Raw genomic sequence first — 16,336 nt, 5'->3', positions numbered from 1 at the left:
ATGAGCGTATTAATTAATAAAGACACTAAAGTATTGGTACAAGGTTTTACTGGTAAAAACGGTACTTTCCACTCTGCACAAGCTTTAGACTACGGTACAAAAGTTGTTGGTGGTGTTACGCCAGGTAAAGGTGGAACAACACACCTTGACCTTCCTGTATTCAATACAATGAAAGATGCTGTACGTGAAACTGGTGCTGATGCATCTGTTATTTATGTTCCAGCTCCATTTGTATTAGATTCTATCGTTGAAGCGGTTGATTCAGGCGTTGGTCTTATTGTTGTGATCACTGAAGGTGTTCCAACAATCGATATGCTTAAAGCAAAACGCTATTTAGAAACTAACGGTAATGGTACTCGTTTAGTTGGTCCTAACTGCCCAGGCGTGATCACTCCAGGTGAATGTAAGATCGGTATTATGCCTGGTCACATCCACCAACCTGGTCGTATTGGTATTATCTCACGTTCAGGTACATTAACTTATGAAGCGGTTGCTCAAACAACTAAGCTTGGTTTAGGTCAATCTACGTGTATCGGTATCGGTGGTGACCCAATCCCAGGTATGAACCAAATCGATGCATTGAAATTATTCCAAGATGATCCTGATACTGATGCAATCATCATGATTGGTGAGATCGGTGGTACTGCAGAAGAAGAAGCTGCTGAATTCATTCAATCGAATGTAACTAAGCCAGTTGTTGGTTACATCGCTGGTGTAACTGCGCCTAAAGGTAAACGTATGGGTCATGCTGGTGCGATTATCTCTGGTGGTAAAGGTACAGCAGAAGAGAAATTTGCTGCATTCGAAAAAGCAGGTATGGCTTACACTCGTAGCCCAGCTGAACTTGGCTCAACAATGATGCAAGTGCTGAAAGAGAAAGGTTTAGCGTAATACGTTAGATTTATTTATCTTGAAAAAACCCAATGGTGACATTGGGTTTTTTTTATAAGTGGAATATTGTGACAAAATACGTGCAAGATGCCGAAAAAACATATAAATAAATTTGATGGATATAATTAACTGATTGTAATAGATGAAAATATAACTTTTTATATTATGTTTAGGTTTTATTTTTTTGAAAAAGCTTAATTAAAATATTAAAAATGAGTTTTAAATATTATCTATTTTAATTTATACAGAACGATCTTTATCATACAGGTCGTTCTTTCTTTTTAAGTTTTATTTAATATAATGTTTATCTAAATTATTTTTCGTTTTTTTAAGTTTTTCGTATGGAAAATTAAATTTGATTTTATTTTTATATTGTTTTTGAATAAGTATAATTATTACATATGCTTATATTAATTTTTATTTTAAACTTTGGTATAATTTTATATTTAAATTTAATTTGGAGTAAAATTTTTTAATTTATTGTTGTGGTTGTTTTTTTATTAAATTATTATTTATAGTAAATATTAAATAATGAGGAATAATATGATTAAAATAAAATTATTTATTCCTGTGCATTGTGTATCTCTTTTTGTTTTATTGTGTTGTGGAAGCGCTGTTTATTCAAATCCGATTGATCAACAGAGAGAGTATGCTGTTCAATTAATCCAGAAAGGAGAGGTTGATCATGGGTTACTTGATTTAAAGAAATTATTAGTTTTGTATCCTAAAGACCAAAAATTAATTGCGGATTATTTTGTACTTTCGTATGGAAGAAATACGCTTCATGCTACTGAGTTGATTACCTGTATAGAAAATATACAAATAGAAGTATTTCCTATTTATGCGCAGACCAGTGTCGTGAAAACCTTAAGAGATGCCACACAATATTCTTTGGCTAAAAAGATGATTACAGGGTTTAGAGCTCATAATCCTCAAATGGGGTGGAACGTATGGTTAGCAACGATAGCTGCTGAAACAAAGCAAAATCAGGAAGCTCAAAGCATATTAAAACAAGTAGATATGCAGCAATTAAATGCAGAAGAACTAGTGCTGTTATCGCATACCTATCGATTAGTAGGAATGCCTATCCAAGCATTGCAAGCCGCAAATGCTGCTTTCGATAAGAAAAAAAATCAATTTTCTCAAGAGGAATATTTATTAGCACTGAATGATAACGGAAATTATAAGGTGGCAGATGAATATATAATGCGTTCTGTCTTATTTCAGACTCATCCTGATTTAGTGATCAGAATTAAACTCAGTCAATTCGCCACTCAAATCAAAAATGCAGTACTTGCTTATAAAACTGCTCAACAAGAAAGCAAATATGCAGATGCATATGTTGAATTAGACCAAGTGCTTGCTGAAATGGAATCGTATAAACCCATAGTAAATGGTTATCCTCATTGGCAAGAAAGCTTTTACGCTGATTACATCTATGCTTTAGCGAAACGTAAGCGTTACGCGGATATATTAACTACTTTACAGAGTATTAGTATTCCACTAGATCTTTGGCCAACTTATACACGTCATGCAATTGCAGATGCGTATTTAGCTACCAATCAACCTGAACAAGCAGAGCAAGTTTATTTGTCATTATTTAATGAAAAGAACTATGCTGATTATGATGTTTATTCAGTCTTATATTATGCGTATTTAGAACAAGAAAAATTTGAAGAAGCAAATAACTTGATTGATGAAATGGAACATCAATTAAGACGTTATCAATATAGCCAAGTAAAAGGTGTAGATCGTACAACTCATGAAGATTGGGAACAATATTTAACTTTAAAAGGGTTAAATCTTGCTTATCGGAATGAGTTAGAAAAAGCCGAACAGTATTTTGAAAATTTGGTTTCAATCGCACCACGTAATATTGGTTATCAAAATAATCTCGCTTTGATTCAACGTTGGAGGCAAAAAACATTAACAGCGAAACTAACTTTAGAACAATGGAATGGTTTGGATGAAGTCAGCCAAATGACGGAAATCAACCAAATGAATAATGCGCAAGCTCTGGGAAATATTTCATATTGGCGAGAATTAAATAAAAAGCTCTTACAAACTGCTGCTGAGGATACAGGAGTACAACTGAGTTATAAAGAGTTGAAGGATCGTGATCGGTGGAGTATAGAACATCACAGTTCTTTTTCAAGGAATAAGTCTAATGATGATCGTCTATTAAATAGTTTACGAGGATCAAACGAACAGAGTTTTTGGACGCGTTTAAATAGTCCTTGGTTTAATGATTATTATCGTATCTTTGTTGAGCATCAATATCGAAAAGCACGGTATAAAAATAAGAAATTAGACGATGCTCGGGTAGGGCTGGGACTGGAATGGTCTTCAAATAGAAAAACAGCCAATATTCTATTGTCCGAAAGAAAGGATCAAGAGCGACTTGGTGTTAGATTGGATTGGTCGCATTGGTTAAATGATCATTGGGCATACAACTTCTCAGTCGATTCTGATGCTGATATACCATTACAAGCGATTGCCCAAAAGCACAAAGGGCAATCTTATGTAGCTGCGATGAATTGGCAAGCTAATGAGTCTCGAAAAGCAGGTATTCAATATCAAGCGATAGATATTGATGATGGAAATTTACGACAAGCGTATCTGGCATATTTCAGTCAGCAATTTTTTCAATCACCACAACACACAAGCAAAGCGACTGTTACTGGATATTACGGAAGAAATAAAGCTGTGCAAGTTGATTATTTTAACCCTGTATCTAGTCATAGCATCGAGTTAAATCTGCAACATGATTGGTTGACATGGCGTGAATATGAGCGTGACTTTAAACAGCATTTTGAGTTGACTCTGGGTATTTTTAAGCAAAAAGATTTTGCCCATCAGCCCGTTTATAACTTTTTGTATCGCCATGATTGGCGAATTTCACGTGTTTGGTATCTAAATTATGGCGTAGGGTGGGGATCTCATCCTTATGACGGTGAGCACGAAGACAAAACGTATGCCATTTTGGGCTTCGAAGGAAGGTTCTAATGAATATAAAATCTCCTTTCTGCTTATTGGCGTGTATAAGTGCAATTTCATTCAATCTGTTTGCACAACCTATCGATAAGGCAGTTTCCGAATCCGCACAAACGAGCTCTAAAGCTAATCAATTTGTGACGCTGACATTTCATGATGTTCGTGATGATGTCGCAGCAAAAGGTGATCGTGATTATTATGCGATTAGCAGTCAAAATTTTGCGCAATTTTTACAATGGATTAAAGATAATGAATGGCAACCGATACGATTAGAGGATGTTTGGCAAGCGCGTAATGCAGGAAAAGCTCTTCCTGAGAGAGCGTTGTTATTAACCGTTGATGATGGTGTATCGAGTGCATACACACATATTTTTCCATTATTAAAACTACATAAAATCCCTGCTGTATTTGCAATACCAACCAGTTGGATTAACGGCAATACCAAAGATGCTATTGAGGCATATGGTACAAGTAATTTGATGACATGGCAGCAAATGCGAGAAATGCAAGCTTCTGGCTTGGTGGAGTTTGGATCTCATAGTGACAATTTACATTACGGTATTGCCGCAAACCCTCAAAAAAATCTAGAGTTCGCAGCAATTACTCGGCAATATTTTCCTCAGTCTGAAAGTTATGAGACTGATGAAGCCTTTAGACGTCGAGTCTTGAATGACTTGCTACAATCTAAGCAAATTTTAGATAAAGAGCTAGGTACTAATACTCGCGCAATCTTTTGGCCTTATGGAGCTGTGACCAAAGAAACCGAGGAATTGGCGAGTATGGTAGGTTTACCGTTGTCATTTAGCCTAGGTAGTGAGTTAAACACAGCAGATTTATTTGGGACTTATCAACGTGCTTTGATCATTGATAATCCAATACCAGCTCAAATTTACGCTGAAATGCAAGATTTTGTATTGGATCGGCATGCACCTTATAAGCAACGTAAGAGTTTTTTGCGTTTTAATTTAGCTGAACTGGTAAAAGATAATGGAAATTCTGAACAGCGATTAGGTCAATTATTGGATCAGGTTGGAGCTTTTAAGTCGAATAATTTATTGCTGACCGTTGTTGAAGATCAGAATGATGATGGAAAAATTGATGTTGCTTATTTTCCTAATCGTAGTTTACCGATGAAAGCGGATTTATTAAATCGGGTGGTCTGGCAAGCACGTACACGGATTGCAAATAAAGTTTATGCAGAACTTCCTCTGAGTTTAGAAACTCAACAAGGTTACGACTTGTCAGAGTTAACTGCAGATTTAGTCAAAAATAATAGTTCCATCACGGGTTTGATGATTGAAACAGATAACACATTACACTGTGCAATTAGTCAGCGAGATTGGGATCACATTTGTCAGAAGAAAATCAATGATGTATTGGCGATCAAAAATAAGACTAAATTGAAAGCAAATTATTACGTCAATGTCAGTACAAATTATCAGACAGCACTAAAATTTAGTTACAAGGGAGCCCAGTGTGGTGGGCTACAAAAGTTACTGCAGTTGATTCCTGATCATGCTGATTTTCTGTATATCGCTTTAGATTCGAATCAATCAAAAAATAATATAAATGAGCTAGATAAAGCTTTATCGACTTTAACTGAACGTGAAAAACAACATTTGATCATTAGTTTGCAGATCAATAATCAAGCTTCTTCTTATGATTGGAAAAAATATCAGCAAATTTATCAGCAATTAAAACGACAAGGTGTTCAAAAAATTGGTGTAGATAATTATCAGCTTTCTTATGGGGCTACGATTCATCAATATCTTTATCGTGAGTTGAGCTTAAATGGTAGTCCGCTCAGCTATCGCAATCCTTATGTGTTGAAACAAGGAGGGCGCTAATTATGGAATTTTTTTCAGATATTTCTTTAAGCGACTTATTTTTTGGCTTTGCATTTTTATTTCCTTTATTAATGGCTTGGCTTTGGATGGCGGGTGGAATTTGGTTTTATTTCAAACGTGAATTTCGGCAAACGGTTTTCCCTGAACCTAGTCAAGAAAGTTGTAGCATTATCATTCCTTGTTTTAATGAAGAAGAACAAATTCGAGAAACCATCAAGTTCGCTATGCAAAGCCAATATCCTGATTTTGAGGTGATTGCTATAAATGATGGAAGTACGGATAAAACCGCAGAGATTTTAGATGAACTTGCGTTGCACTATCCAAAACTACGTGTGGTGCATTTGGCAGAAAATCAGGGCAAAGCATATGCCTTGAGAGCAGGTGCGATGGTCAGCCAGCATGAGTTTCTAATTTGCATTGATGGCGATGCTTTACTGCATCCTCATGCCGTTTTTTGGATGATGAATTATCTAACACACTATCCGAGAGTCGGTGCAGTAACAGGTAATCCACGCATTATTAACCGTTCCAGTGTATTGGGCAAAATTCAAGTAGGTGAGTTCTCTTCAATCATTGGATTGATTAAACGTGCACAACGTACTTATGGGCGGATTTTTACGGTATCAGGGGTGATTGCAGGTTTTAGAAAAACAGCACTAGATCGAATTGGTTATTGGCGTGATGACATGATCACAGAAGATATTGATGTCTCATGGCGGCTCCAGTTCGATCATTGGGACTTACAGTATGTACCAAAAGCACTTTGTTATATCTACATGCCTGAAACCTTTAAAGGATTGTGGCAACAACGCCTACGTTGGGCGCAAGGTGGTATCGAAGTTTTATTTGCTTATGTACCGAAGTTATTTAAATGGCGTTTAAGACGCATGTGGCCAGTCGTTTTTGAAGCAATTATTAGCGTGATTTGGGTTTATGTAATGACAGCTATCATTCTTCTATATGTGATTGGCCTATTTCTACAGTTACCAGAACAATGGGCGGTTACTACCGTACTGCCTAACTGGTATGGGATTGTTTTAGGTATGACCTGCCTTATGCAGTTTTTAGTGAGTTTGATGATCGATCGCCAATATGACAATAGTCGAACCTTACGGACATATTTTTGGGTTATCTGGTATCCATTATTTTTCTGGGTATTAATGACCATCACAACCGCGATCGCATTGCCAAAAACCATATTTAAAAAACCAAAACGTGCACGTTGGGTAAGTCCTGATCGTGGATTTAGAGGGGGGCAAGATCATGTCAAACTTTAAAATGGTCTATGACCTTACACAATTGGAAATTCCTCAGTACATTGATGAACCTCGTTATGTCAGAAACAAAACGGCTGGCTATGGATTGTTTTTTTTAGGTTGGTTGCTTTGGATATGGATTTTTATGCCATTAATCACTGCATTATTATGGATTTTCCAAGGTTTTAGTGCATATGAACAATTATTCGTGATGAATATACCAGAGCAATCGATTGATATCCTTTATTTAATCATTTCAATCATGTTGTTCATCCTGACTTTAATTATTTGGGCGACCTATAATTGGTTTCGTTTTTATAATAAAGAAAGAAGATCCTTTCCGAAAAATATTTCTGTTGATCAATTGGCACAGAGTTTCGAGTTAAATACCGAACAAATGAATGCCTTAAGAGATGCTAAGAATGTCACCCTGCATTATGATCAGGAAGGCAGATTAACCAATTTTGAGCTGGCTGAAAAACAATAAAAAACGCGGTCAAGACCGCGTTTATTTTTGACCTATTCTTATCAATCTAACTTATTTTGAGATTTTAAAGTATTAGTAAGGCCGTTAATATCACCACCCTGTAGGCCTAATTCATTCATTAAGCTATCGATCAAAGGTGCTTGAGAACGGTAGCGTAGGGCACTATTCACAACCTGATCAGACAAAGATGTTTGACCATTTTCAGTGGTTTCACTTGATGTAGTACCACCAGCAAAACCATTTAAACCATTCACCTGTAGAATCTTGATATCGTCAATATTCTCCATTGGTTTAACGCTTTCACGAATAATATCTGGTAAATGTTTGAGTAAGGCTAAACGAACTTGCATCTCTACTTGCTCTGCAGAAAGAACATTGGCTGCCTCATTCACTGCACGTGTACCTTCAGCATCTACTTGATATTGTTTTTCGAGAGCTTGTGCGAGAAGTACTTTTGCATCAGCTTCACCTTTTGCCTTTAAGCGTATCTTTTCGGCTTCAGCTTCCGCAGCAATTCGAACAGCTTCTGCTTCATCTGCTGCAGCTTTTTTACCTGCATCAGCTGCCACAGTAATCGCAATCGCTTCTTTTTCAGCAGTTTGTTTAGCTGCTACAAGCTCGACAGCTTTTTGACGTTCTGCTCTTTGAGTTTCTCGCACCGTGACGACTTCTTCTTCAGCTTTTACAGCCTCAGCTCTGGCTTTGTCAGCTTGAGCTTTAGCTTCAGATTCGGCACGTGATTTTTCAGCAATTGCAATTGCACGATCTTGCTCTGCGAGTTCGATAGTTTTTTTCTGTTCAACTTGTGCTTTTTGAATAAGTTGAGCTTTTTGAATATTTTCGTTTTCTACATCACGAGCAGAAGCGATACGTTTAAGTTCAACTTCACGTTCAGCAGCAATACGAGCTTCTTCAGCTTCACGCTTTTTACCTGCTTCTTGAGAAGCAATTTCAGCATGTTGTTCTGCTTTACGAATAGAAATTTCGCGTTCTTGTTGCAGTTTTGCATATTCTTCTTCACGAGAAATCTCAAGGCGCGCACGCTCTGCTTCAAGATTTTTAGCACGAATCGCTAAATCAGCATCCTGTTCAATATCATTACGCTTCTTACGACGGTCTTCGATTGTTTCTGTAAGTTTAGTTAAGCCTTCAGCATCAAAAGCATTTTGTGGATTGAAATATTCAAAACCAGTTTGATCTAAACCTGTCAATGAAACGGTTTCAAGTTCTAAACCGTTTTTAGATAAATCTTCAGAAACCACCTGTTGAACTTTTTGTACAAAGTCGACACGCTTTTCATGCAGTTCTTCCATTGCCATTTCCGCGGCTACAGCACGTAAAGAGTCGACAAATTTACCTTCGACTAAATCTTTTAACTCCTGTGGAGACATGGTTTTCCGACCTAAGGTTTGTGCTGCAGTCGCAATGGATTCACCTGTAGGTTTAACGCGAACGTAGAATTCTGCCATTACATCTACACGCATACGGTCACGTGTAATCAAAGCTTGGTCAGCTGCACGTTTTACTTCTAGACGCAATGTGTTCATATTGACGGGGATGATTTCATGCAATACAGGAAGCACAATCGCACCTCCATTCAAGATGACTTTTTCTCCACCGAAACCAGTTCTTACGAATGAAACTTCTTTGCTTGAACGAGTATATAAACGAGCAATGACGATACCGATAAATATCAGTGCTGCGAAAATTACACCTGTAATAATTAAAATTTCAGTCAATGCTGAATTGAACATTAAAACACCCTCATATCATTTATATTAAGAAAAATTAAGCGGAAATAGCCTGAAAGCCAATTTTGGTTCTTTGAGTTAAAATCACATCTTGACCTTGAGTAAAAACAACATCTAATTCTGGTTCCACTAAAACATAGTGCATTTGTCCAAATTGATCTTTCACTTTTGCTTGGGCAGGAGAATTAGGCTTTGCCTCACCCAATATAATTTTGGCAGTACGACCAATCAGATCATCACTATGAATTGCAGTTGTTTCATCTTTAGGAATAATTTTGGAAATGAGTTTTGCTGCAACACGAACGAGTGGCATACATAGAAAAAGACAGGCAGGTGCAATGATCCAAGCAGATAGATAGTGTTCAGTAAAATTGAAAAAAACATCTTGAATAATTAAACCAGTGAGTGAATAAACAGTTAGGAAAATAATCAACCAAACTAGTAAAGGTACTTTTCCAAGATACAGCCATTCTAAAAACTGAGTGAAAAGGTTATCTGCATGATCCATTGAAACATCAGCGTGATCAACGTCAGTCAAACTATCGGGAAGAAATTGATCGATGAAGCTGCTGCTTCCCCCAAACATTAATAAAATCAATTCCAATACACCTATACATAGACATAGCAATAAAGAAACGCTAAAAACAATGTTGGAAGGGTGTATTAATAAATCCCATATCATTTGTATATACTCTTTTTTCTTTTGGAAAAATTTTTTTAAAAAAATTATAAAAACTAATTATTTATAAGATTAATTGTATCGAGCATAAAATTCAATCAAATTCCAAGCTAAATATTTAAAGCAAAAAAAAACGCAATGATTGGGGTTGTCATTGCGTTGAACAACGAATCTGTAAAACAGTTTCGGTTGAAAGGAGAAATGTCATGAGATTAGTGTTATCTAACCTACTTGGCTATACTAATAAAAAACTTGACTGTGTTCATAGGTATTCGTGTTAACGAGTGTTATCAAGTGTTAATAAGTGACAAAATTTGTTAGTTATTGGGTTCGGGTTAAAGTTCCTAAAATAAACTTAAATCAAAAGCTTAAATAAAAATAGCCCAAAAAATGGGCTGTTTTTATGGTAAAAGTATTGTAATTAGAATTTAAATAAACCTAATCCACTTTTTACTTCATCTAAAGTTTGTTGCGTGATATCTCGACATTTGTCAGTACCATGCTTAAGAATATCCATAATATAGTCTGGATCTTTTTCAAGTTCAGCACGACGTTCACGGATTGGAGTGATGAGTTCCTTTAGAATACCTTCTAAGCGTTTTTTAACTGTACCATCACCTAAACCACCACGACGATAATGTGCTTTTAATTCTTCAACTTCTTCTTTGTTTGGATCAAATGCATCTAAATAAGTGAATACGATATTTCCTTCAACTTGACCTGGATCTTCAATACGCAAGTGATTCGGATCGGTGTACATCGCATTGACAGCTTTTTTGATGTCTTTATCAGAAGCATTTAAAACAATAGTATTACCTAAAGACTTTGACATTTTTGCCTTACCATCAAATCCTGGTAAACGTCCCATGTTCGATAATAATGCTTTGCATTCAGGTAGGAGGTCATGTCCAATTTGACGATTTACACGACGAACAATTTCATTAGTTTGTTCAATCATTGGAATTTGGTCTTCACCTACAGGCACAACCGTTGCTTTAAATGCCGTAATATCCGCTGCTTGAGCAACTGGATAGCATAAAAAACCAGCAGGAATATCACGCTCAAAACCGCGCATCTGAATTTCAGATTTAATTGTTGGATTACGTTCTAAGCGAGCAACCGTAACGAAGTTGAGGTAAAGCATGGTCAGCTCGTTGAGGGCTGGTAAACATGATTGAACGCAAATCGTTGTTTTAGTTGGATCAATTCCAACGGCAAGATAATCTAAAGCAACTTGAAGAATATTATTTCGTACTTTATCAGGATTATCTGCGTTATCAGTCAAAGCTTGAGCATCAGCAAGTAATAAGTGTTGATGATGACTGTCTTGTAAACCAACACGAGAACGCAATGAACCGACAAAATGACCTAAATGAAGTTGTCCAGTAGGGCGGTCGCCAGTCAAAATGATTGGACGTTGATCAGCATTACTCATGATATGTTCCAAGTTTCAGTGATTTCATAAATATAAAATTGACCTTATTGTACGGGAAATAAAAAAATTTCGTCAGCGATTGAACAAACTTTTATGAAAATAATGTTGTGAATTTATTGAGTAAATCTACAATAGCGAGATAAATACAAACTAGGAAATAAAAATGGCGAGTGGTTTATTACTTTTACTTGATGATATTGCAACAATTTTAGATGATGTTGCTGTAATGAGTAAAATGGCAGCAAAAAAAACAGCTGGTGTATTAGGTGATGATTTAGCTTTAAACGCTCAACAGGTGAGTGGTGTTCGCTCTGACCGAGAATTACCAGTTGTATGGAGCGTAGCAAAAGGCTCATTTATTAATAAACTCATTCTTGTTCCATTAGCATTGTTAATTAGCGTAGTTGCACCTTGGCTTATTAATCCATTATTGATGATTGGTGGTCTGTTCCTTTGTTATGAAGGTGTAGAAAAAGTAGTACACATGCTACATCACAAAAAAGCAAAAACTGCCGAAGAAGCAAGTGCTGATCTAGAAGCAATAGAGGTTGATTTAGCAAAATTTGAAAAAGAAAAAGTCAAAGGTGCAATACGTACAGATTTTATTCTATCTGCTGAAATTGTTGTGATTTCGTTGGGTACTGTTGCGACAGCCGCATTTATGACTAAAGTATCTGTATTGAGTGTCATTGCGATTGCCATGACGATTGGTGTTTATGGTTTTGTAGCGATGATTGTCAAAATTGATGATTTAGGATTGTATTTAACTCAACAAGCTTCAGAATTTAAAAATAAAGTAGGACGTGGTTTATTGGCTTTTGCTCCGATTCTGATGAAAACATTGTCTGTCGTTGGTACAGTAGCAATGTTTTTAGTCGGTGGTGGCATCATTACACACACGATTCCTTTATTACACCATTTTACGGAAGAAACTGTTGATCATTTGGAGTTAATCCCAAGTTTTGGTTCAATCATTGGTGCATTAACACCAACATTAATTAACTTGGGTATTGGATTTATCGCGGGTGCTATTGTATTAATTGTTGTCGGGCTAATACAAAAAGTTTGGTCAAAAGCATCTAAATAAAAAGAAACCGTCATCATTATAATAAAGAGAGGTAGTCATGCGTTGGAAAGGGCGTCGTGTAAGTACCAATGTGGAAGATCGTCGTGGTGGTGGCGGTGTCAAAACTGGTGGTATTAGTATCATCGGTTTAGTGGTTGCATTTATTGCTTGGAAGTTTTTTGGTGTTGATCCCCAGCAAGCTTACCAAGCAACACAAGCTGTCACCAGTGAAACAACATCAACAGCAGAAGCACCGCAAAATCTGACTGTAGAACAAAAAGAAGCAAGTGAGTTTGTGGGTACAGTATTAGCTGATACAGAAGATACATGGACGCCAATTTTTCAACAATTAGGCATGACTTATAAGCCTCCTCGACTAGTTTTATTTAGTGGGGTAGTGAAGTCAGGTTGCGGTACTGCGCAATCGGCAATGGGTCCCTTTTATTGCCCAGCAGACCAAAAGGTTTATATCGATACTTCTTTCTTTAAAGATATGCGCCAACAAATGGGTATTTCTGGTGAGCAAAATCAAACAGAATTGTCACGTCAAGATCAAGCTGGGGATTTTGCACAAGCTTATGTCATCGCACATGAGGTTGGACATCATATTCAGAACCTACTTGGTATCTCAGGAAAAGTGCGGCAGGCTCGTGCGCAATCCAGCCAAGTTGAAGGAAATCAACTTTCAGTTCGCTTAGAACTTCAAGCAGATTGTTTCGCTGGTATTTGGGCGAATCAAAATCAACAAAGAACACAATTTCTCGAACAGGGTGATATCGCAGAGGCAATGGATGCTGCTGAAAAAATTGGTGATGATTACTTACAAAGAAGAGCAACAGGTCAAGTTGTACCAGATAGCTTTACTCATGGTACAAGCGAACAACGTATGCAATGGTTTGAGTTGGGATACACCACAGGTGATATCAATCAATGTAATACTTTTAAATAGTCTGAATTTTATTGATTGTTGATTTTCATACGAAATGTATACCGATATATCGTTTCGCTCGATTAAAGTAACTATGTTTAGCTGATGAAGTAATTTCCTAGCTAAACTATAAGGTTTAGAAAAAGAAAGAAAAAAGAAATGAACTTCTGATGAAGTGATGCCTTATGCATTTATATTGTACGCATTAGGGCGAGAGTCTGAGCACTGAATGAGCTAAATCTGAAGGTGATGAAAAAAGAGGTGGTATGGGTAATTTTTTTCTCTTACAAGCTTTGACAGCAGTTTTTACTCTCTCAATTGCAACCACTATTTTTAACAAACGTGTACTCGGTTTCCCACAAGCAATTGGGGTGCCGATTGTCTCAGCTATCTTTGTATTTCTATTACAATGGGGTGCTAGTCTTTTAAACGGGAACCAATTTGTTGAAATCAATATTCACAATATTGAATCCGCAGTACGTGATATCGACTTTTATGATTTTCTAATTAATGGTGTGATTTGTTTCATTCTTACATCATCAGCTTTAAAGTTCAAAATTTCTGACCTACAAAATTATTGGAAACCGATCAGCATTCTTGCCACCATTGCGCTAGTACTTTGCGCGATGATTTATGCTGGATTACTTTATGTATTCCAATGGTTAGTTGGTTATCCAGTACCTATTTCTGTATTGCTGCTATTAGGTGCTGCATTAGGTGCAACAGATCCTATAGGGATTAAAGGGGTCTTAAGTTCCATTCGAGCACCGCATCATTTGATTGTAAAACTAGAAGGCGAATCATTATTTAATGATGCGATGTGTATTGCGTTGTTCATGACATTACTGAACGTTATTCGTGGTGAGCATTTTTCACTTATCAGTACGATTGAAACACTGATCTATGAAATTCTTGTTGCAGTGCTTATAGGATTTGCATTTGGACTTGGGATTTTACGGCTACTAAAAGGTAAGCATGAGATGGAATCTTTGATTCTTACAACTGCTTTACTAGCCAGTGGTTCATATTTAGTTGCACTATTTGCACATGCTTCAGCACCGATTGCATGTGTGATTGGCGGCTTGATCGTTGGTAATAAGTGGCAGGAGATCCGAGAACAACGCGAAATCAGGGAGGTAAATCATTTTTGGCATACCGTCGAAGGGATTATTAACTCGTTCTTGTTTACTCTAATTGGCTTAGAGCTTTTTATCTTAGATCTAAGTGCAAACTTGATCATCGGCGGAATATTTGCCTTTTTAATTCTGCATCTCTCTCGATTCGCAGCGAATTTTGCGGCGTTCAGGCTTTTTCCCTCTTTTAAGAACAAAAGTTATAACGGTAGTTTAACTATTCTTTCTTGGGGAGGTGTTCGAGGTGGAATCTCATTGGCATTAATACTCGCTGTAGCAAACATTCCTGCTTTAAGTCCTTATAGTAGTATTTTAATTGGTTACACATTCATTAGTGTTCTGCTGTCTGGCGTTGTTTGTGGTTTAGGTTTACCCGCAGTAATGAATGCATTTTATTACAATCCCAATGAGGAGAGAAATGGTGTAAAAGGTGCTTACCAACGCTTATGTCATAAAATGAATCGCCGTGGTTTTAAGTATGTGGTCACAGAAGACCAAGATGGAAAGGAAATCATTAAAATCTATAACCCTGAGCTAATAACCAATAAAAAGTCTGAAGATACAAAAACAGAAATCTATCATCCAGAAAAAGAAAAAGAAGTTGAACAATTGCAGAATCCGAATAATTTCTAAAATACATTGCATGGTTATGTAGTTCTAGATTTGAACTTGTTTATTTGTGTTTATACGATAATAAGTTTTTTTTAATATGTAAGTTTTGTTAGTCCCTAACGAGATAAAAACAGAATAATTTCAATAGGTTTATGGCTAAGCTCTTGAAAAATTTTGCTTATTTTTTATCCATAAATTGACATTTTCTATGGAAAATACGATTTTAATGAAAGTAATTATTGGTCTGCTGAATAACTGATTGTTATTAGTCAATTTTAAATTTTGTTACTTAATTTACTGATCTGTAAATAGTTAAAATATTATACTTTTAGTTAATATATTTTTTTTTAATGTGTTGAGTTAACCTTAAGAGAAAAGCCGGTTTAACAATTGTTAATAATATTTAACAAATTAATTCACAAGTGTATTTTTTTTAATTATTTAAAGTTTGATTTAACGGTTTTTGACTTTTTAATCAAAATGTCCTGTCATTTTTGTAAATTTTTTTTGTGATATATTTAACAAAAAATGATCTTAATTTAGATTCTAAGAGGTATGGGAAATGATTATTAAACTAGACGAATATACATACACAAAAATTATTAAATAATCAGAGGAATAGCCAAAATGTCTGAAATTCAAATTATTTCTAAGGAAAGCCATAAAACACTTTCTACTACAATGGAAAGTACTACAACGATACCGACGGAACCATCCGTAGTATTGTTAAAAATTCCTATGAATGATATTTCCGTTATTAAAAAAGATGGTTTAAATGCGATAGTTTTCCTTAAAAACGGAGAAAAAATCGTAATTCAAAATTTCTTTAATGAGGAAAACACACTAGATAACAGCTTGGTGATCCAAGATGAAAATGGTCAGTCAATCTGGGCTAAATTTAAAGAAGTTGAAAGTGATGCTGATGCCGACGCAGACACTGAAGCAGCTGCATATGTAGAAGAAATGCCAGCAGCAGTGCCTGAGGTTGTTGAGGCACCTGTTTCAGACGTTATTTTTCAGCCTATCGATGCGGTTGAGCCTTTACTTTACCATGATGCAGGTTTGAGTCCTTGGCTATGGGCTGTTCCGTTAGTTGCAGGTAGTATTATTACTGCTGCGAGTGATAACGGTGGTAAAGGTGGAGGGAAAAAAGATGATATTCCACCAAATGCCCCTGAAGATGTTGTTATTGGTAATGGAGATGGCTTTATCACACCTGATGAAATTACCAATGGTAAAGTTGATGTTGTTGTTATT

Annotated in this window: 12 protein-coding genes; 9 read left to right on the top strand and 3 right to left on the bottom strand. The window is 36.2% G+C overall.

Annotated features, from left to right (window positions below):
* The 5 genes from sucD (at position 1) to pgaD (ending at position 7,475) form a co-directional block, all read left to right on the top strand.
* The gene (gene sucD, locus MKL32_RS00075; protein WP_004908342.1) at positions 1-891 is read left to right on the top strand and encodes a succinate--CoA ligase subunit alpha; all 891 of its coding nucleotides are present in this window, start codon (positions 1-3) and stop codon (positions 889-891) included.
* A 543-nt stretch (positions 892-1,434) separates the two neighbouring features.
* The gene (gene pgaA / locus MKL32_RS00070; RefSeq protein ID WP_204379214.1) at positions 1,435-3,897 is read left to right on the top strand and encodes a poly-beta-1,6 N-acetyl-D-glucosamine export porin PgaA; all 2,463 of its coding nucleotides are present in this window, start codon (positions 1,435-1,437) and stop codon (positions 3,895-3,897) included.
* A complete protein-coding gene (gene pgaB / locus MKL32_RS00065; protein ID WP_204379213.1) occupies positions 3,897-5,732 on the top strand; it encodes a poly-beta-1,6-N-acetyl-D-glucosamine N-deacetylase PgaB in 1,836 nt (611 codons plus the stop codon). The genes pgaA and pgaB overlap by 1 nt, the downstream gene beginning before the upstream one ends.
* Positions 5,733-5,734: 2 nt before the next feature.
* Positions 5,735-7,009 (top strand): poly-beta-1,6-N-acetyl-D-glucosamine synthase, encoded by a 1,275-nt coding sequence (pgaC, locus tag MKL32_RS00060; protein ID WP_204379212.1) that lies wholly within the window; start codon positions 5,735-5,737, stop codon positions 7,007-7,009.
* Positions 6,996-7,475 (top strand): poly-beta-1,6-N-acetyl-D-glucosamine biosynthesis protein PgaD, encoded by a 480-nt coding sequence (gene pgaD, locus MKL32_RS00055; RefSeq protein WP_004963567.1) that lies wholly within the window; start codon positions 6,996-6,998, stop codon positions 7,473-7,475. The genes pgaC and pgaD overlap by 14 nt, the downstream gene beginning before the upstream one ends.
* 41 nt (positions 7,476-7,516) lie before the next feature.
* Here pgaD and MKL32_RS00050 read toward each other — a convergent pair whose 3' ends face one another.
* The 3 genes from MKL32_RS00050 to trpS form a co-directional block, all read right to left on the bottom strand.
* Entirely contained in the window at positions 7,517-9,229 is a 1,713-nt protein-coding gene (locus MKL32_RS00050; protein WP_004963564.1) for a flotillin family protein, read from the bottom strand.
* Positions 9,230-9,263: 34 nt separating this feature from the next.
* Positions 9,264-9,908: a YqiJ family protein gene (locus MKL32_RS00045; RefSeq protein WP_004950838.1), complete on the bottom strand. Its 645-nt coding sequence runs from the start codon at positions 9,906-9,908 to the stop codon at positions 9,264-9,266.
* Between the two features lie 418 nt (positions 9,909-10,326).
* Positions 10,327-11,340: a tryptophan--tRNA ligase gene (gene trpS / locus MKL32_RS00040; protein WP_004908319.1), complete on the bottom strand. Its 1,014-nt coding sequence runs from the start codon at positions 11,338-11,340 to the stop codon at positions 10,327-10,329.
* Positions 11,341-11,503: 163 nt separating this feature from the next.
* Here trpS and MKL32_RS00035 point away from each other — a divergent pair, with 163 nt between their 5' ends.
* The 4 genes from MKL32_RS00035 to MKL32_RS00020 all read left to right on the top strand — a co-directional run.
* Positions 11,504-12,427, top strand: coding sequence for a DUF808 domain-containing protein (locus MKL32_RS00035; protein ID WP_004950847.1), 924 nt, complete (start codon positions 11,504-11,506; stop codon positions 12,425-12,427).
* A 37-nt stretch (positions 12,428-12,464) separates the two neighbouring features.
* On the top strand, positions 12,465-13,355 hold the full coding sequence (gene ypfJ / locus MKL32_RS00030; protein ID WP_270900017.1) for a KPN_02809 family neutral zinc metallopeptidase: 891 nt from the start codon (positions 12,465-12,467) through the stop codon (positions 13,353-13,355).
* Positions 13,356-13,600: 245 nt separating this feature from the next.
* Positions 13,601-15,100 carry a cation:proton antiporter gene (locus MKL32_RS00025; protein ID WP_004963555.1) on the top strand — a complete coding sequence of 500 codons (1,500 nt, stop codon included), beginning with the start codon at positions 13,601-13,603 and terminating at the stop codon, positions 15,098-15,100.
* A gap of 606 nt (positions 15,101-15,706) precedes the next feature.
* Positions 15,707-16,336: BapA/Bap/LapF family prefix-like domain-containing protein (locus MKL32_RS00020; RefSeq protein ID WP_270900016.1), on the top strand; the 630-nt coding region annotated here is incomplete at its 3' end.

Source organism: Acinetobacter sp. AOR34_HL (assembly GCF_027854795.1).
GTDB lineage: Bacteria > Pseudomonadota > Gammaproteobacteria > Pseudomonadales > Moraxellaceae > Acinetobacter > Acinetobacter junii.
Note: the sequence above shows the minus strand (reverse complement) of the source record. Positions and strands in the feature narration are given on the sequence as shown.

Coding starts and splice junctions, on each gene's coding strand:
- pgaB (WP_204379213.1), top strand. CDS start 3,897: ATGAATATAAAATCTCCTTTCTGCTTATTGGCGTGTATAAGTGCAATT.
- ypfJ (WP_270900017.1), top strand. CDS start 12,465: ATGCGTTGGAAAGGGCGTCGTGTAAGTACCAATGTGGAAGATCGTCGT.
- MKL32_RS00045 (WP_004950838.1), bottom strand. CDS start 9,908: ATGATATGGGATTTATTAATACACCCTTCCAACATTGTTTTTAGCGTT.
- MKL32_RS00025 (WP_004963555.1), top strand. CDS start 13,601: ATGGGTAATTTTTTTCTCTTACAAGCTTTGACAGCAGTTTTTACTCTC.
- MKL32_RS00035 (WP_004950847.1), top strand. CDS start 11,504: ATGGCGAGTGGTTTATTACTTTTACTTGATGATATTGCAACAATTTTA.
- MKL32_RS00050 (WP_004963564.1), bottom strand. CDS start 9,229: ATGTTCAATTCAGCATTGACTGAAATTTTAATTATTACAGGTGTAATT.
- pgaC (WP_204379212.1), top strand. CDS start 5,735: ATGGAATTTTTTTCAGATATTTCTTTAAGCGACTTATTTTTTGGCTTT.
- pgaA (WP_204379214.1), top strand. CDS start 1,435: ATGATTAAAATAAAATTATTTATTCCTGTGCATTGTGTATCTCTTTTT.
- pgaD (WP_004963567.1), top strand. CDS start 6,996: ATGTCAAACTTTAAAATGGTCTATGACCTTACACAATTGGAAATTCCT.
- sucD (WP_004908342.1), top strand. CDS start 1: ATGAGCGTATTAATTAATAAAGACACTAAAGTATTGGTACAAGGTTTT.
- trpS (WP_004908319.1), bottom strand. CDS start 11,340: ATGAGTAATGCTGATCAACGTCCAATCATTTTGACTGGCGACCGCCCT.